The organism is Coprococcus phoceensis (assembly GCF_900104635.1).
Lineage (GTDB): Bacteria > Bacillota > Clostridia > Lachnospirales > Lachnospiraceae > Faecalimonas > Faecalimonas phoceensis.
Map to the genome: position 1 here is coordinate 308019 of NZ_FNWC01000006.1, position 15872 is coordinate 323890.

A 15872-nucleotide genomic window follows, 5' to 3' on the forward strand; every position below is an offset into this window, starting at 1 on the left:
TGTGCGCATGGCAGAAAATAATATGTTTGAGTTGAAAATTATTTCTCCGGAGGAGATGTTCTACGAAGGGGAAGCAAGCTTTTTGGAATTCACATCTGTGGGCGGCGATATGGGAGTTTACAAGAACCATATCCCGCTGACGACAATTCTGGAGCCTTGTGTGATGAAGATACACAAGGGCACAGAGATGAAAAAAGTAACTGTGTCTGGTGGCTTTGTGGAAATCCTGCAGGAGAAGATCACAGTGCTTGCCGAAGGTGTGCAGTGGACTGAAAAGGTGTCTGTTTAATTACGGACATCTTTTTTCTTGCTAAAAGAGTATATAACAAGCTATAATATTAGTAAATAATGATGCGGAAAGGAAGTGAGAAAGTGGGATTTAAACCGTTTCCAATCGGAGTGGACAATTTTAAGGAAATGATACAAGAGGGGTATTATTACGTAGATAAAACGTTGTTGATAAAAGAACTTTTGGATATGCGGGGAAAAGTTAATTTGTTTACAAGACCAAGGCGTTTCGGTAAGACACTGGGACTTAGCATGTTACAGTGCTTTTTTGAAAAAGATTACTGTGATGCTCGGAAGCTTTTTCAGGGGTTGGAAATTATGGCTGCCGGGGAAAAGTATTTAAAGCACATATCGAGATATCCGGTGATCAGTATTTCACTAAAAACAATGAAGCAGGCGAATTTCGACTTGTCTTATATACAGATGAAGAAAATGATTGCCGAGGAATTTGGCAGACATGAAGAACTTTTGAAAATTGGGAAATTGACGGAAGAAGAAAAAGAACGCTTTCTTGCAATACGCGATGTTAAGGGAACGGATGCAGATTATCTGGATGCACTGCGTTTTCTGTCAGCTTGTCTGGCGAAAAGTTATAGAGAAAAAGTAATTATCCTGATCGATGAGTATGATGTCCCACTGGAGAACTCTTATTTTGGAGGCTTTTATGAGAAGATGATTCCGCTGATCAGATCTCTTTTTGAGTCAGCGTTGAAGACGAATGACAGCTTGGAGTTTGCTGTGATCACAGGTTGTCTTCGAATCTCGAAAGAGAGTATTTTTACAGGATTGAACAATCTGAAGATTATCTCCATTACGAATCCAATGTATTCAGAGCATTTTGGTTTTACACAAAAAGAAGTAGATGAGATTCTTGCATTTTATGATAGAAGTGATTTCGCGGATGTAGTGAAAAGATGGTATGATGGATATGTATTTGGACGGACGGAAGTATATAATCCCTGGAGTGTATTGAATTATGTGGAGTTGATTTGGGCAGATATGACATCTTTACCAAGACCATTTTGGGCAAATACAAGTTCGAACAGTATTGTGAAAACTTTAGTAGAAAAGGCGGATATAAAAGTAAAACAGGAGATAGAGCTGCTGATCCAGGGGGAAAGCATTGAAAAACCAATTCACGAAGATATTACGTATGAGGATATCGGAGTGGAGGAATCAGAGGAAAATATTTGGAATTTCTTGTTTTTTACAGGCTACTTAAAGAAAGTGGATGAGGCGCTGAGAGATGGGATTCGTTATATTTCGATGAGTATTCCGAATGAAGAGATTCTCTATATCTATAAAAATACGGTGCTTTCCTGGTTTGGGAAAAAAGTAAAAAAGAAAGATTTTTCAGAGTTGTATCGATATGTAACAGAGGGCGAGGTAATTGGATTAGAAAAAACGATTTCAGAGCTTTTGCGTGAAGGGATTAGTTTTTACGACACAAAAGAAGCTTTTTATCACGGATTTCTCATGGGTATTTTTGGCGGAATGGGAGACTATTATTCTTACTCCAATCGTGAGTCCGGTGATGGAAGATATGATATTTGCCTGAAAAGTATGGATGTAGAGAAACCGGTGATCCTTTTTGAGCTGAAGGTGTCTGAAAGCTTTCACCAGATGGAAAAATGTAGCTTGAAAGCAGTGGAGCAAATCAGAATGAAGCATTATGAAGAAGAATTTTTGCGTGATGGATACCGTGAAGTACTATGCTATGGCATTGCTTTTTATAAAAAAAATTGTAAAATTACAGTAGAAAAACAAAAGATAGAATCGTAAAGTATAAGGAGGAAGAAAACATGTTTTGCAGAAATTGTGGAAAACCGATTGATCCGAATGCTGCAGTGTGTATAAACTGTGGATTTTCGAATGGAACTGGGGATAACTATTGCCCAAATTGTGGAAATGCTACCAATGTCGGGATGACATATTGTACGATGTGCGGAGCGAGTCTTGTGAATCAAAGACCTATGGTGGAGCAGAAATCAAAGCTGGCAGGAGGACTGTTAGGTATTTTTCTCGGCTCGCTAGGTGTGCATAATTTTTATTTGGGATATACAACAAAAGCGGTTATTCAGCTTGTTCTGACGGTGGCAACCTGTGGAATCGGAAGTATTATTTCAGGAATATGGGGATTTATAGAAGGAATTTTGATCTTGACCGGCAGTATCAATACAGACGGAAGAGGAATTCCGCTGAAAGAATAGAACATCTCAAATATTTTGGCATACTATATACTAGAGCGTATATAGAAATGGAAGTGCAAGCCTGTGGATTACCGATTACCATATTATATGGCATACCCGATGCCCTTACAATATGATGATGAGCGAATAGAACAGCGTGATTTTGAGTATATGAAAAGCATGTATCCGGAGACAGCAAAGAGGTTGCTGCCCTATGTGGAAGATGAGTGTGACAGGATGGCATATGAAGGCAGTGTTGTCTATGATGAATATCCGGATCAGCTGCAGATGCGTATGATGTGCAGAAGAATTTACGACAGAGTGAAAGAACTGGATGGGATAGAGCCGGAAGAAATGCAGATGGAAGCACAGGAACATATGGGGATCAGAAGACGCCGGAAAGAGGACTGGTTGGGAGATATGATTCAGATTATGGTGTATCAGGAGTTATTCCGGCGAAGGTGCGATCATAGAAAATGCAGAAGGAATTTTTATTTCTGATTGAATAATGGAATGGAGAGATACATATGAAAAATATTGTTTTGATTGGAATGCCTGCTGTAGGAAAAAGTACGGTGGGTGTTGTAGTTGCCAAGCGGCTTGGATATGAGTTTGTGGATACGGATCTGCTGATACAAAAGCAGGAGAAGCGATTGCTCAAAGAGATTATCGCGCAGGAAGGAAATGACGGATTTCTTGCAATAGAGAATCAGGTTAACCGGGACTTGGATGTGGAAAATGCGGTGATTGCACCGGGGGGCAGTGTTGTATATTGTGAAGAAGCAATGGAACATTACAAAAAAACGGGAACAGTTGTATATTTAAAGGTATCCTATGAGACAATAGACAGAAGAATCCAAAATGCGAAAAGCCGTGGAGTTGTCTTGAAAGAAGGGCAGACTTTAAAGGATTTATACGAAGAAAGGGTTTGCCTATTCGAAAAGTATGCGGATTATACAATTTGCGAGGACGGATTAACAATTGAAGAGACGATAGGAAATGTATTGAAATTATTTGAAGAATAGGAGGCGCAGACCTCCTATTTCGGTTTATATTTGGAAAAATAATTTTACAAAAATACATTTTGTGTTATAATAGCAAAGAAGTATAAATAAAACTGGGAGAAGTATGACTGAAAAAGTTTCAGCATGGAATGGAAATCTGATAATTGAGGTGTGAAATGGAACAGTATATTATTAAGGGTGGAAATCCGTTAGTAGGGGAAGTAGAGATAGGCGGAGCAAAGAATGCAGCATTAGCTATTTTAGCAGCGGCAATTATGACAGATGAGACTGTTACGATAGAGAATTTACCGGATGTGAATGACATCAATGTGTTGTTGGAAGCGATGGCAGGAATAGGAGCCACGGTTCAGCGTATAGACCGACATACAGTGCGGATCAATGGAGCCGGTGTGCAGGATTTTAGTATTGAGTATGACTATATCAAGAAGATCAGAGCATCTTATTATTTACTAGGAGCATTACTTGGAAAATACAGAAGAGCTGAGGTGGCGCTTCCTGGGGGCTGCAATATCGGAAGCAGACCGATTGACCAGCATCTGAAAGGTTTTAGAGCATTGGGCGCCGAGGTTGAGATTGAATACGGAAAGATCATTGCCGAGGCAGAGAAATTAGAAGGAACACATCTTTATTTTGACGTTGTGAGTGTTGGAGCCACAATCAATGTGATGATGGCTGCAGCGATGGCAGAAGGTGTTACGATTCTTGAGAACGTTGCGAAAGAGCCACATGTAGTGGATGTTGCGAACTTCCTGAACAGTATGGGAGCGAACATCAAAGGCGCCGGAACAGATGTGATCAAGATCAAAGGTGTTGAAAAGCTTCATAAGACGGAGTATTCGATTATTCCGGATCAGATTGAGGCAGGGACATTTATGTTTGCGGCGGCAGTTACAAAAGGAGATGTGACTGTTTTGAATGTCATTCCAAAACATTTGGAGGCTACAATTGCGAAGTTGGAAGAGATTGGGTGTGAGATTGAAGAATTTGACGATGCTGTACGTGTAGTTGCGAAGACGCGTTTGAAGCACACACAGGTAAAGACGCTTCCGTATCCGGGATTCCCGACAGATATGCAGCCGCAGATTGGTGTGACGCTTGCGCTTTGCGAGGGAACAAGTATTATCGCAGAAAGTATTTTTGAAAATCGTTTTAAATATTTAGATGAGCTGGCACGTATGGGAGCGATCGCTAAGATTGAAGGAAATTCTGCAACGATTGAAGGTGTTGAGAGATTTTCGGGAGCGAGAGTAAGTGCTCCGGATTTACGTGCGGGTGCAGCGCTTTGCATCGCAGGACTTGCGGCGGATGGAATTACGATCGTGGATGATATTGTTTACATTCAGAGAGGATATGAGAGATTTGAAGAAAAACTCAGAAGTCTCGGCGGAATAATAGAACGAGTATCCAGTGAAAAAGAGATTCAGAAGTTCAAGTTGAAAGTGAGCTAAAACAGAAGAGCGAAAGGGGTGAATGTATTGCATTCACCTTTTTGTACATTAAACAAGAAGGAGTAAAAAGAGATGGCGGAAGAAAACAAAAAGAAACATCATCGGGGAAGAAGAAAGAAAAAGGGTGGAAGCAATATTGTTTCAAATATCATCCTTGTGATTGCGATTGTAGTGTTTGCGGTTTCGGCGTACAAATTATATGGTATTTTTTCGGAGTACAATAAAGGTGACAAAGAATACCAAAAGATTCAGGATCTGGTCATTAATACAGAGAAAAAAGATGATACGAAAGAAGAGACGTTTTCTGTTGATTTTGAAAAATTGCTGGAGATGAATTCCGATGTGGTTGGATGGATTCGGTTTGACGAACCGTCAGAGATCAATTATCCGGTCGTTCAGGGAAGAGATAACGAAGAATACTTAAAAAGAACGTTTGAAGCAAACACAAATAAATTAGGAACACTGTTTGTGGATGTGAACAATCCGGGAGATTTTTCGGGAAGAAATACATTTATTTATGGACATAACATGAAGAATGGCTCCATGTTTGCGCAGTTGCTGAAATATAAGGATGACAGTTTTTACAAGGAACATCCATATTTTTATATCTATACACCGGACGGAAAAGTAAGAACATATGAGATTTTTTCGGCAGGCGTGGTAAAAGATACTTCTGACAGCTATATTATGGATTATGCAGATGATGCGGCGTTCCAGACTTATATCGATTACATAAAGCAGCAGTCGGCGTACCCGACAAGCGCCGAGGTGACGACGGCGTCTAAGATTGTTAGTTTGTCAACATGTACCAATGTCAGAGATGATGAACGTTTTTTGGTGCATGGCGTGATGATCAAAGAAGAAGCGGTAAAATAGGAAGGGGCAGAATATGGCTGATATGTATGAAGTTGGAGATGTTGTAAGACTGAAAAAAAAGCATCCATGTGGCAGCTTTGAGTGGGAGATATTAAGAGTAGGTGCTGATTTTCGTCTCAAATGTATAGGATGCGGACATCAGATCATGATTGCGAGAAAGCTTGTAGAAAAGAATACAAGAGAATTAAAGAAAAAACAATAAAGTGCTTGCGCCGAGCTTGAAAATGTGGTAAAATGCCAAATTGTGATATATTATTTTATTCCTTGTTCCTGAGTGATTCAGGAGCCAGAGACCATAAGGAGGTGCAAGTGACATGAACAAATATGAATTAGCAGTTGTTGTCAATGCAAAAATCGAAGACGACGCTAGAACAGCTACAATCGAAAAAGTGAAAGAATTAATCGCTCGTTTCGGTGGTAACGTAACTGACGTTGATGAATGGGGTAAGAAAAGATTAGCTTACGAAATTCAGAAGATGAAAGAAGGATATTACTACTTCATCCACTTCGAATCTGATGCTACAGTTCCAGCTGAGATGGAAGCAAGACTTCGTATCATGGATAACGTACTCAGATATTTATGCGTTAGACAGGAAGCATAAGAGAAGAGAGGAAATCGTATGAATAAAGTAATTTTAATGGGACGTTTAACAAGAGATCCAGAAGTTAGATATTCGCAGGGCGAGAGTGCAAATGCAGTTGCCAGATATACATTGGCAGTTGACCGCCGTTTCAAACGTGACGGAGATGCAACAGCAGATTTTATCAACTGTGTATCTTTCGGAAAAGTGGCAGAATTTGCAGAGAAGTATTTGCGCCAGGGAGTGAAGATTGCGGTAACCGGTCGTATTCAGACAGGAAGCTATACGAACAAAGACGGCGTGAGAGTTTACACAACAGATGTTGTTGTTGAGGAACAGGAATTTGCAGAGAGCAAAGCGGCCAGCGCATCAAACAGTGGATACCAGGCAAGTCCTAGTCCATCACCAAGTGCAGACATCGGAGATGGATTCATGAATATTCCAGACGGAATTGATGAGGAATTACCATTCAGCTAGACGATATTGATTGTGTAGTAAATTTTAACAGTCGTGTTCGATGAGTAAAATAGGAGGTATTGACAATGGCTTACGATAAAGGTAATAAAGCAGATTCTCCAATGAAGAGAAGAGGCGGACGCAGAAGAAAAAAAGTTTGTGTATTCTGTGGAAAAGAAAATAACGAAATCGATTACAAAGATGTGGCTAAATTAAGAAAATATGTTTCTGAAAGAGGAAAAATTCTTCCAAGAAGAATCACAGGAAACTGTGCAAAACATCAGAGAGCTCTTACAGTAGCTATCAAGAGAGCAAGACATATCGCTTTAATGCCATACGTACAAGAGTAATTTTATAAGAATGTAAAAAGAGTGAAGTCAGTTTTGACTTCGCTCTTTTTTGTGGTTAAAAAATTGTTTGATAAAGCAGTTCTAAAATACCGCAGCCGACCATGATGAGAATCGGGCTGAGCTTTGTTTTGCGAAGGCAGAGGAGAGCACCGGCAAAGAAAATAATGCCTCGGATATTAAAGTTAGACAAAGCGGGTGCGAACTTTCCGGAAAGAAAGAATACCGAGCTTAGGATTCCGAGTCCTGCCACAGCAATCATAGAGACGACAACCGGGCGGAGTGTGCCGAGAATATCCTGCATGATTTTTACATTGCGGTATTGGATATAAATTTTTGCAAGTAGAGTAACGATGATGCAGGATGGCAGAATACATCCGAGTGTTGCGATGAGTGCCCCGGAAAGTCCGGCGACCTGTGTGCCGACGAAGGTTGCGGAGTTTATGGCGATCGGTCCGGGCGTCATCTCGGCAATCGTCACAAGATCGCCAAATTCTGTCATGCTGAGCCAGTGATATTTTTCAACAACTTGCGCCTGAATGAGAGGCATTGCGGCATAACCGCCGCCAAAACTAAATGCTCCGATCTGCAGATAGCTTAAGAATAATTGTAAATAGATCATTTGTGACTTCTCCTCCGTTCTGTGATAATGGCTTTTGCTGCTGCCAATATAATGCATATTAAAATAATAAGAACAATATTGATTTTTAAGTAATAGTTTGCAATGAATGCGCAAAGCATGATGAGAATCGGAGCAATTTTTTTCTGTTTTACGATTCCGGATCCCATGTCCCACACGACGGATACGATTACGGCACCGACGCCGGAGCGCATTCCGCTCAAGAGAGCTTGAACAGCCTCATTTTCCTGAAATAAAGTGTAAAATCCAGAAATGATTGAGATAATGAAAAATGGTGGGATAATTGCGCCGAGAATTGAAAAAAATACACCTGGAATTCTGCACAATTTATAGCCTACGACAATGGCACCATTGACGGCTACAGCTCCTGGGGAAGATTGTGCAATTGCAATCAAATCCAGCATTTCAGTCTCGTCAATCCAATGAAGCTCATCTACAAATTTTGTTTTCATCAATGAGACGATGACGTATCCTCCTCCAAAAGTAAATGTGCTGAGATATAATGTGGAAAAAAATAATTTTTTCAAAAGTTGTTTTTTACTTATGCTTTGTTCCATAGATTAAAACCTCCTATACAAGTAGTATAGTTGGTGTTATCATATAATGCAAATAGTATTATTTTATATTATCTATAATGAAATGCTTATAAGAGGAGGTATTTATGACAATCAGACATCTCAGGACCTTTGTGATTGTTTTTCAAAAAGAAAGCATTACAAAAGCTTCTGAAATTTTACATGTATCTCAGCCGTCTGTGAGTTTAGCAATTCAAGAGCTGGAAAATTACTATCACATAAGGCTGTTTGACCGAATTGGAAAACGTCTTTCTATTACAGAGCAAGGAAAATGGCTTTACGATTACGCGCTTCATATTGTATCTATGTTTGATGAGATGGAGACGGAGGTTAAGACATGGAATAATAAAGGAACATTGAGAATTGGTTCAAGTATTACAATTGGAAATTTTATATTGCCTCAGTTAATTGAGGAGTTTCAGAAAAGATATCGGGAGGTGGAGATCAAAGTATCTGTATGCAACACGAAGACAATAGAACAGTATATACTGAATAATGAAGTGGATTTGGCATTGATAGAGGGAAAAACAGAATATGAGCAAATTCAGATGGAGCATTTGATGGAAGATCCTTTGTGCTTGATTTGTGCAGCGAATAGTGAACTTGTAAAGCAAGAAAAGATTTCCTTGATAGATTTGGAAAGGTATCCGATGATTTTAAGGGAACGGGGGAGCGCTGTGCGGGAAATGATAGAGGAAAGCTTGGGATATCATCAGATTCATCACAGAGTGATTTGGGAGAGTGTCAGTACGCAGGCAATCATTCGAGCTGTGGCAAAAAAATTGGGGATATCCATTTTGCCATATCTTTTGGTAAGGGATGAGCTTGCAAGGGGATTGGTCAAGCAGCTGCAAGTGGAAGAATTTCATTTGTCTCGGCAATTTTCGATTGCGTATCATAAGAAAAAGTATCTCACGCCTGCAGCGAAAGGATTTATGGAATTGTGTAAAGAAAAAATACCAATGGTATTCTGTGAGGAGGAAAGGGTATGAAGTTTTTGTCAGTGTTGATCAAACCAGCATCTTCACTTTGTAATCTGAGATGTCGTTATTGTTTTTATGAAGATGTGAGCAGGCAGAGGGAGCAGATGTCTTATGGAGTGATGACGAAAGGGGTGATGAAGCATTTAATTGACAGAATATTTGAAGCGGTGGATGAGGATGGGACAGTAGTGTTCGCTTTTCAAGGAGGGGAGCCAACGCTAGCAGGGCTTTCGTATTATCGAGAGTTTGTCGTATATGTCGATAGTAAGAAAAAGAACAGGACAATCTGTTACGTTCTTCAGACAAACGGAACATTACTAGATGACGAGTGGGGAGTTTTCTTTCGGGAAAATCAATTTTTAGTTGGAGTTTCTCTTGATGGATATGAGTCTAATACGAATGAATTCAGAATAGATAGTGAAGGTAGCGGAATATACAGGAATATTATGAATGGAATTGATGTTTTGAGACGATATGGGGTAGAATTCAATATTTTAGCAGTGATCACACAGAAATTATCCAAGCATGCAAAGGCGTTTTATTCATTTTTAAAAAATCAAGGTTTTTCCTATGTGCAATGTATACCGTGTCTTGGAGAATTGCATTGTAAGACAGAGTATCAATTGAGACCGGACGGATATGCAAAATTTTATAAGACACTGTATGATTTATGGCTAGAAGATTATAGAAAAGGAGAATATAGAAGTATTTCGCTTTTTGATAATATTTTGTTAATGCTGACTGACCGTGTGCCAAACCAGTGTGGGATGTTGGGGAGTTGTAATATGCAGTTTGTTGTAGAGGCAGATGGAAGCGTGTATCCGTGTGATTTTTATGTTTTGGATGAATACTGTTGCGGCAATGTTGTGGAGCACAGTGTAGAAGAAATAGGAAATTCCGATGGATGGAAACGGTTTTGGGAGAAAAAAAATAAGACAGAAAGAAGTTGCGAAGACTGTCCGTTCTGGAAAATATGCCGAGGTGGGTGTAAACGCCAACAGGGGAGTTATTTGTGGGAAGATGGGTGTGCCTATCGAGAATTTTTGGAGTATGCATATCCGACATTGCAGATTATTGCACGAGAAATATAAAAAAACGGGTTTTGCCCGTTTTTTATATTTTTTCCTCAAAAGCCCCTTCTGCCATAGCTTTGATAGAGGAAGCATATTCGGAAGGAGTCATATCTGTAATTTTTTTGAATTGTCTTGAAAAATAATGTATAGATGCATACCCCAGCTGTTCGGAAATTTGCGTAAAATTCATATGCCCCGTTCGAATCATCTCCTTTGCGGACTCAATCTTCATGTTGGAGAAATATTCGATAATACCCAAACCGGTCTTTTGCTGGAATAATTTTTGAAGCTGTGAGCGTCCAATCATATTATCCTTGCAAATCTGCTCAATCGTAATCCGCGAATTCAAGTGTGTCTCCATATAATGAATAATTCGGTTCAACACTTCCGTATCACTTTTCATCTTAGTTACTTTTAAAGCTGGAACTGTGCTGTTAGAGTGCACTGCAGATGTCTGGTTGTATCTTCTCATTAAGTGAATCAGGAAATATTCTAAATGGATCTTAATCAGTTGCTCGGCATCCGGTGTGGCAGAAGCTGAGCGAATCATCTCAGTCTGATAAGGATCGTCAAGCCGTCCTTTGAACACTGTTTTTGCTTCGGCGATAATGTCAGCTAAAATAGTTCTTTCTAATTCGTCGATTTTTAAAACCTTTTCTTTGAAAAAGGACATTGCCGGATTCGTGCAGCGAAAAGAAATCACAACCAGATTCGGCGCGGATGTACCTGTTGCATCTACGGTGTGAAATTCGTTTGGCTTATGAAAGGCAACCTGCCCTTTTTTTAAGATGATATCTGAATCACCCATCCGAATCTTTACGTCACCTTTGTCTACACATATAAATTCCCAAAAATCATGTGACTCTCCTGGAAAAGAAAAGTCACTCATATATTCAAAATAGTGTATCGTAAAAATCTTATCGACAGTAATGCAGTCTTTTAAATCAATACTTTTATAATTCATGTCTTATTCCACCTTGTCTCTCATCAAGTCTAGTATCTGATATGACAAGTATAATCGGATTTTTTGGAAAAATCAACTTATGATATGTGAGATTTCTGTAAAAATAGAGCATGTTTTACAAAAAATGACAGGTGAATTATTAAAAATTTGCTATAAAAACAATATTAATAAAAAAACCAGCAACAATTGAGTAGATTTATAGAAAAAACTAAATTATACTGTCTGTATAAATTGAGGTGTACGAAGAAAGGAGTTTCGTTATGAGCGAAAAGTTAAGAGGAAGAGTTACAATTCCTACAGATGTGGACGTAGTTCCTGAGACATTGGAACTGGTAAAACGTTGGGGAGCAGATGCGATCCGTGACTGTGATGGAACAGACTATCCGGCAGAATTAAGAGATGTGGATGCGAAAGTGTATTCTACATATTACACAACAAGAAAAGATAATGCATGGGCAAAGGCGAATCCAGATGAGATTCAGCAGATGTACATTATGACATCTTTCCATACAGCTGTGGAAGCTGAGTTATCTATCCACTTGATGGATCACTTATATCCAGATATGTTGAAAGTAAATTCTTACGATGATATCAGAAGATGGTGGGAAGTCATTGACCGTACAACAGGTGAAGTTGTTCCGGTAGAAGAGTGGGATTACAGTGAGGAGACAGGAGATGTCACAATTCACAACGCAAAGAAATTCCATGATTATACAGTAAGTTTTCTTGCATACATTATGTGGGATCCGGTACATATGTACAATGCAGTAATCAATGACTGGCAAGGTGTGGAAAAACAGATCACATTCGACGTTCGTCAGCCAAAGACAAAAGAATTTACAATGAAGCGTCTTCGCAAATACATCGAAGACAATCCGCATATTGATGTTATTCGTTATACAACATTTTTCCATCAGTTCACATTGATTTTCGATGAACTTGCAAGAGAAAAATATGTAGACTGGTACGGATATTCAGCATCAGTAAGTCCATATATTTTGGAACAGTTTGAACAGGAAGTTGGATATAAATTCAGACCTGAATACATTATCGATCAAGGTTACATGAACAACCAGTATCGTATTCCATCAAAAGAGTTCAAAGACTTCCAAGCATTCCAAAGAAGAGAAGTTGCAAAACTTGCAAAAGAGATGGTAGACATCACACATGAGATGGGTAAAGAAGCAATGATGTTCCTTGGCGATCACTGGATCGGTATGGAACCATTCATGGATGAATTCAAATCCGTTGGTTTGGATGCTGTAGTAGGAAGTGTTGGTAATGGTTCTACACTTCGTCTGATCAGTGATATTCCAAACGTAAAATATACAGAAGGACGTTTCCTTCCATACTTCTTCCCGGATACATTCCACGAAGGCGGAGATCCGGTAAAAGAAGCAAAAGTAAACTGGGTAACAGCAAGACGTGCGATTCTTAGAAAACCAATCGACAGAATCGGATATGGCGGATATTTGAAACTTGCTTTAGACTTCCCTGAGTTTATTGACTATGTGGAAAGTGTGTGTGATGAATTCCGTACATTATACGAAAACATTAAAGGAACAACTCCATACTGCGTGAAGACAGTTGCAGTGTTGAACAGCTGGGGCAAGATGAGAGCATGGGGCAATCACATGGTTCACCACGCTTTATATCAAAAACAGAACTATTCTTATGCAGGAATCGTAGAGGCGCTTTCCGGAGCACCATTTGATGTACGTTTCATCAGCTTTGATGATATCAAAAATGATCCGAAGGTGTTAAATGATATTGACGTTATCATCAACGTAGGTGGCGCATACACAGCACACAGCGGTGGTTCTGCATGGGCAGACGAGACAATCGTAACAGCAGTGAAAGAATTTATCTACAACGGTGGTGGATTTATCGGTGTTGGTGAGCCGACAGCTTACCAGTGGGAAGGACGTTACTTCCAGCTTGCAAATGCACTTGGTGTAGAAAAAGAAAACGGATTTAACTTAAATACAGATAAATATAACTGGGAAGAACATGATCACTTTATCAAAGAAGACTGCACAAAAGACATTGATTTCGGAGAAGGACAGAAGAATATCTTCGCATTGGACGGAACAACAATCTTAAGACAGATTGATAAAGAAGTTCAGATGGCAGTAAATGATTTTGGTAACGGACGTTGTGTATATATCAGCGGTCTTCCATACAGCTTTGAGAACAGCCGTCTGTTGTATCGTTCTATTCTTTGGTCAGCACATGATGAGGACAATCTTCACAAATGGTTCAGCACAAACTTCAATGTGGAAGTACATGCTTATGTGAAAAATGGAAAATATTGTGTTGTAAACAACACATATGAACCACAGAGCACAACAGTATATAAAGGTGACGGAACAAGCTTTGATTTAGATTTAGATGCAAATGAAATCATTTGGTACGAAATTTAATAGTGGTAAATAAAAACGAGGGAGATACAGGCAAATTGATGCTTGTATCTCCCTTGTTTTTTTGAAGTGCTACTTGATAAAACGCTGATATGCGGAAGGAGACATTTTTACTAACTGTTTGAATTTTTTGGAAAAATGATGTACAGAGGAAAAGCCAAGAAATTCAGAAATTTCCGTGAAATTCATGGGAGTTTCACGAATTAAAGTTTTTGCTTTTTCAATTTTCATTTTTTGAAAAAAGGAGATTACACCTTCATTAGAACATTCGCGAAAAACCCTTTGGATTTTAGAAATATTTGTAAAGTTATCCGCGCTGATCTGTTCTAAAGTCAGCGACTCGCTGATATGCGCTTCTAAGTAATTTACAATCTGCTCAAAGAAGAAGTTGCTGTCGATATTTTGCATAATGAGAGTTTCTCGTATGAGTTCGGAATAACTATTTTCAAAATTTTCCTCACTTTGTCGGAGGATTTCGATTAATAATAATTCGGCATAATTTTTTAGCATTTGTTTGGCACCCGAAGGAGCATTGGGATTTTCGATTAATTCGTTGTAATCGAATATTCTCAAATCGTTTTTATAGGCAAATTTAGCTTCTTTTAATATAACTTTTAAATAGCTTCGGATAATTCCGTTGACAGGAAAAATCTTATTTGTTATTTGATTAAGCAATTTGGAATTACATTCGAACACGACAATGTAAATGTTAGCAGCTTTTCCAATAATTTTCATTTCGTTATCTGCATTGGGGGGAGTAAAATTCCGTTCCCTTGTTCCATTTCGGTCAAAGTATTCTGTAAGTGAATAAAGGCAGTTCCTTTATCAATATATGTAAGAGAAAAACCGAAATAAGGAATGGAAGGTTTTTGGTATCCGGAAGATAATTCTAAATAGTGAATCCTGTAGAATCCTTGTATTTCTAAAAAAGTATCTAAATGATCTAACATAATGCACACCTCAAAACTGTGGAATCTTTATACCTGTACCTGTAATTATACAATAAATTAAGAACTATAAATGAGCAAGTTCGTGATTTTGCATAAAAGAAAGACACCTTGAATTCGATAGTGTTGTATAATGAAAGTGCCAAAACAAACATTTGCAACATTTACGAAAGAAGGTGTCTCTCGCAAATACTATACATCATTCCTCATTCATATACAACCAGTTTAAAAAATTAAACTTATGCAAATTTTATTCGAACCGAGTAGTAAACCATCTTATGAGTATCCTAATCAGTATTTTCATTTCAGGATATCATGGAAAAACCACGGACCTTGCTAAAAACAGTTCCTGTCACAGAACTACGATTGTCCATTTCCTCAATTCCGGAAAATGGGATGATTCATTACTTTCAGATACGTTAAAATGCTCTGTCATTGAGATTATTTATTCGGAAGCAGCACGCACCGGAAAGCCTGTTTTCTGTATTGTGGACGATACGATCGCTTCAAAGACAAAGCCTTCGTCACGGGCTTTACATCCGATTGAAGATGCGTATTTTCACCAATCCCATTTAAAGGGAAAACAGGATTACGGGCATCAGGCAGTTGCTGTTATGCTTTCCTGCAATGGCATTGTTCTGAACTATGCTTTTGTAATGTACAATAAGTCAATTTCCAAGATTGACATTGTACAAAGCATTGCAAAGGAGCTGCCTGTTCCACCGGTAATGTCCTATTTTCTTTGTGACTGCTGGTATGTTTCTGAAAAGATAATCAATACCTTTGCACAGAGAGGGTTCCATACCATCGGTGCTTTGAAAACAAACCGTTTGCTGTATCCATCGGGAATCAAAAGGTACTGGCTGCTTATGTCACTGGCACATTTCATGTGTGCAGTAGGTACTGGTAGATTCTGCTCGTTTGAAATTGGATATCACGAAATCTGTGATACCATTCAGCTGGAAAAGTATCGTTATCTTTTTCAATGCGCAAAGGAAAGTAATGATTTTGATTTATTTATGAAATTCGCAGTGTAGTTTTGTGCAATTTTTCAAATTTG

The 15872-nt window shown here is 38.8% G+C and carries 20 protein-coding genes; 15 read left to right on the plus strand and 5 right to left on the minus strand.

Going from position 1 to position 15872, the window contains the following annotated elements; translation table 11 throughout:
* Nucleotides 1-7 precede the first annotated feature (7 nt).
* From atpC to rpsR, 11 genes are all read left to right on the plus strand, one after another.
* Entirely contained in the window at nucleotides 8-289 is a 282-nt protein-coding gene (gene atpC, locus BQ5364_RS02375) for an ATP synthase F1 subunit epsilon (RefSeq protein ID WP_004612992.1), read from the plus strand.
* A gap of 59 nt (nucleotides 290-348) precedes the next feature.
* Nucleotides 349-2070, plus strand: a complete 1722-nt coding sequence (locus BQ5364_RS02380; protein WP_004612991.1) for an AAA family ATPase — start codon at nucleotides 349-351, stop codon at nucleotides 2068-2070.
* A 20-nt stretch (nucleotides 2071-2090) separates the two neighbouring features.
* Nucleotides 2091-2498, plus strand: coding sequence for a TM2 domain-containing protein (locus BQ5364_RS02385; RefSeq protein ID WP_022250703.1), 408 nt, complete (start codon nucleotides 2091-2093; stop codon nucleotides 2496-2498).
* Between the two features lie 63 nt (nucleotides 2499-2561).
* Entirely contained in the window at nucleotides 2562-2978 is a 417-nt protein-coding gene (locus tag BQ5364_RS02390; protein ID WP_022250704.1) for a hypothetical protein, read from the plus strand.
* A 26-nt stretch (nucleotides 2979-3004) separates the two neighbouring features.
* Entirely contained in the window at nucleotides 3005-3502 is a 498-nt protein-coding gene (locus BQ5364_RS02395) for a shikimate kinase (RefSeq protein WP_004612988.1), read from the plus strand.
* A gap of 155 nt (nucleotides 3503-3657) precedes the next feature.
* The gene (locus tag BQ5364_RS02400) at nucleotides 3658-4950 is read left to right on the plus strand and encodes a UDP-N-acetylglucosamine 1-carboxyvinyltransferase (protein WP_004612987.1); all 1293 of its coding nucleotides are present in this window, start codon (nucleotides 3658-3660) and stop codon (nucleotides 4948-4950) included.
* A gap of 72 nt (nucleotides 4951-5022) precedes the next feature.
* Nucleotides 5023-5826 carry a class B sortase gene (gene srtB / locus BQ5364_RS02405; RefSeq protein ID WP_004612986.1) on the plus strand — a complete coding sequence of 268 codons (804 nt, stop codon included), beginning with the start codon at nucleotides 5023-5025 and terminating at the stop codon, nucleotides 5824-5826.
* 13 nt (nucleotides 5827-5839) lie between these two features.
* Nucleotides 5840-6028, plus strand: a complete 189-nt coding sequence (locus BQ5364_RS02410) for a DUF951 domain-containing protein (RefSeq protein WP_004612985.1) — start codon at nucleotides 5840-5842, stop codon at nucleotides 6026-6028.
* A gap of 112 nt (nucleotides 6029-6140) precedes the next feature.
* A complete protein-coding gene (rpsF, locus tag BQ5364_RS02415; protein WP_004612984.1) occupies nucleotides 6141-6428 on the plus strand; it encodes a 30S ribosomal protein S6 in 288 nt (95 codons plus the stop codon).
* 18 nt (nucleotides 6429-6446) lie between these two features.
* Nucleotides 6447-6884, plus strand: coding sequence for a single-stranded DNA-binding protein (locus BQ5364_RS02420; RefSeq protein WP_071143560.1), 438 nt, complete (start codon nucleotides 6447-6449; stop codon nucleotides 6882-6884).
* Between the two features lie 65 nt (nucleotides 6885-6949).
* Nucleotides 6950-7213 carry a 30S ribosomal protein S18 gene (rpsR, locus tag BQ5364_RS02425; protein WP_004612982.1) on the plus strand — a complete coding sequence of 88 codons (264 nt, stop codon included), beginning with the start codon at nucleotides 6950-6952 and terminating at the stop codon, nucleotides 7211-7213.
* A gap of 55 nt (nucleotides 7214-7268) precedes the next feature.
* Here rpsR and BQ5364_RS02430 read toward each other — a convergent pair whose 3' ends face one another.
* Nucleotides 7269-7832, minus strand: coding sequence for a chromate transporter (locus BQ5364_RS02430; protein ID WP_004612981.1), 564 nt, complete (start codon nucleotides 7830-7832; stop codon nucleotides 7269-7271).
* Nucleotides 7829-8407, minus strand: a complete 579-nt coding sequence (locus BQ5364_RS02435; RefSeq protein WP_004612980.1) for a chromate transporter — start codon at nucleotides 8405-8407, stop codon at nucleotides 7829-7831. The genes BQ5364_RS02430 and BQ5364_RS02435 overlap by 4 nt, the downstream gene beginning before the upstream one ends.
* A gap of 104 nt (nucleotides 8408-8511) precedes the next feature.
* Between BQ5364_RS02435 and BQ5364_RS02440 the strand changes: the two genes are divergently transcribed.
* Nucleotides 8512-9417 (plus strand): LysR family transcriptional regulator, encoded by a 906-nt coding sequence (locus BQ5364_RS02440; protein ID WP_004612979.1) that lies wholly within the window; start codon nucleotides 8512-8514, stop codon nucleotides 9415-9417.
* A complete protein-coding gene (locus tag BQ5364_RS02445) occupies nucleotides 9414-10499 on the plus strand; it encodes a radical SAM/SPASM domain-containing protein (protein WP_004612978.1) in 1086 nt (361 codons plus the stop codon). Before BQ5364_RS02440 ends, BQ5364_RS02445 begins: the two co-directional genes overlap by 4 nt.
* Nucleotides 10500-10521: 22 nt before the next feature.
* Here BQ5364_RS02445 and BQ5364_RS02450 read toward each other — a convergent pair whose 3' ends face one another.
* Nucleotides 10522-11445 (minus strand): AraC family transcriptional regulator, encoded by a 924-nt coding sequence (locus BQ5364_RS02450; protein WP_004612977.1) that lies wholly within the window; start codon nucleotides 11443-11445, stop codon nucleotides 10522-10524.
* A 260-nt stretch (nucleotides 11446-11705) separates the two neighbouring features.
* Here BQ5364_RS02450 and gnpA point away from each other — a divergent pair, with 260 nt between their 5' ends.
* On the plus strand, nucleotides 11706-13868 hold the full coding sequence (gene gnpA, locus BQ5364_RS02455; protein WP_004612976.1) for a 1,3-beta-galactosyl-N-acetylhexosamine phosphorylase: 2163 nt from the start codon (nucleotides 11706-11708) through the stop codon (nucleotides 13866-13868).
* 69 nt (nucleotides 13869-13937) lie between these two features.
* Here the strand turns inward: gnpA and BQ5364_RS02460 are convergent, their stop codons facing one another.
* Both BQ5364_RS02460 and BQ5364_RS02465 read right to left on the minus strand, forming a co-directional pair.
* Nucleotides 13938-14600: a helix-turn-helix transcriptional regulator gene (locus BQ5364_RS02460; protein ID WP_004612975.1), complete on the minus strand. Its 663-nt coding sequence runs from the start codon at nucleotides 14598-14600 to the stop codon at nucleotides 13938-13940.
* Complete coding sequence (locus tag BQ5364_RS02465; protein WP_004612974.1) at nucleotides 14597-14815, minus strand: hypothetical protein; 219 nt, start codon at nucleotides 14813-14815, stop codon at nucleotides 14597-14599. Before BQ5364_RS02465 ends, BQ5364_RS02460 begins: the two co-directional genes overlap by 4 nt.
* A gap of 275 nt (nucleotides 14816-15090) precedes the next feature.
* Here BQ5364_RS02465 and BQ5364_RS02470 point away from each other — a divergent pair, with 275 nt between their 5' ends.
* Complete coding sequence (locus BQ5364_RS02470; protein WP_071143561.1) at nucleotides 15091-15849, plus strand: transposase; 759 nt, start codon at nucleotides 15091-15093, stop codon at nucleotides 15847-15849.
* Nucleotides 15850-15872 lie beyond the last annotated feature (23 nt).

Coding starts and splice junctions, on each gene's coding strand:
- atpC (WP_004612992.1), top strand. CDS start 8: ATGGCAGAAAATAATATGTTTGAGTTGAAAATTATTTCTCCGGAGGAG.
- BQ5364_RS02380 (WP_004612991.1), top strand. CDS start 349: ATGATGCGGAAAGGAAGTGAGAAAGTGGGATTTAAACCGTTTCCAATC.
- BQ5364_RS02385 (WP_022250703.1), top strand. CDS start 2,091: ATGTTTTGCAGAAATTGTGGAAAACCGATTGATCCGAATGCTGCAGTG.
- BQ5364_RS02395 (WP_004612988.1), top strand. CDS start 3,005: ATGAAAAATATTGTTTTGATTGGAATGCCTGCTGTAGGAAAAAGTACG.
- BQ5364_RS02400 (WP_004612987.1), top strand. CDS start 3,658: ATGGAACAGTATATTATTAAGGGTGGAAATCCGTTAGTAGGGGAAGTA.
- srtB (WP_004612986.1), top strand. CDS start 5,023: ATGGCGGAAGAAAACAAAAAGAAACATCATCGGGGAAGAAGAAAGAAA.
- BQ5364_RS02410 (WP_004612985.1), top strand. CDS start 5,840: ATGGCTGATATGTATGAAGTTGGAGATGTTGTAAGACTGAAAAAAAAG.
- rpsF (WP_004612984.1), top strand. CDS start 6,141: ATGAACAAATATGAATTAGCAGTTGTTGTCAATGCAAAAATCGAAGAC.
- BQ5364_RS02420 (WP_071143560.1), top strand. CDS start 6,447: ATGAATAAAGTAATTTTAATGGGACGTTTAACAAGAGATCCAGAAGTT.
- rpsR (WP_004612982.1), top strand. CDS start 6,950: ATGGCTTACGATAAAGGTAATAAAGCAGATTCTCCAATGAAGAGAAGA.
- BQ5364_RS02430 (WP_004612981.1), bottom strand. CDS start 7,832: ATGATCTATTTACAATTATTCTTAAGCTATCTGCAGATCGGAGCATTT.
- BQ5364_RS02435 (WP_004612980.1), bottom strand. CDS start 8,407: ATGGAACAAAGCATAAGTAAAAAACAACTTTTGAAAAAATTATTTTTT.
- BQ5364_RS02440 (WP_004612979.1), top strand. CDS start 8,512: ATGACAATCAGACATCTCAGGACCTTTGTGATTGTTTTTCAAAAAGAA.
- BQ5364_RS02445 (WP_004612978.1), top strand. CDS start 9,414: ATGAAGTTTTTGTCAGTGTTGATCAAACCAGCATCTTCACTTTGTAAT.
- BQ5364_RS02450 (WP_004612977.1), bottom strand. CDS start 11,445: ATGAATTATAAAAGTATTGATTTAAAAGACTGCATTACTGTCGATAAG.
- gnpA (WP_004612976.1), top strand. CDS start 11,706: ATGAGCGAAAAGTTAAGAGGAAGAGTTACAATTCCTACAGATGTGGAC.
- BQ5364_RS02460 (WP_004612975.1), bottom strand. CDS start 14,600: ATGAAAATTATTGGAAAAGCTGCTAACATTTACATTGTCGTGTTCGAA.
- BQ5364_RS02465 (WP_004612974.1), bottom strand. CDS start 14,815: ATGTTAGATCATTTAGATACTTTTTTAGAAATACAAGGATTCTACAGG.
- BQ5364_RS02470 (WP_071143561.1), top strand. CDS start 15,091: ATGAGTATCCTAATCAGTATTTTCATTTCAGGATATCATGGAAAAACC.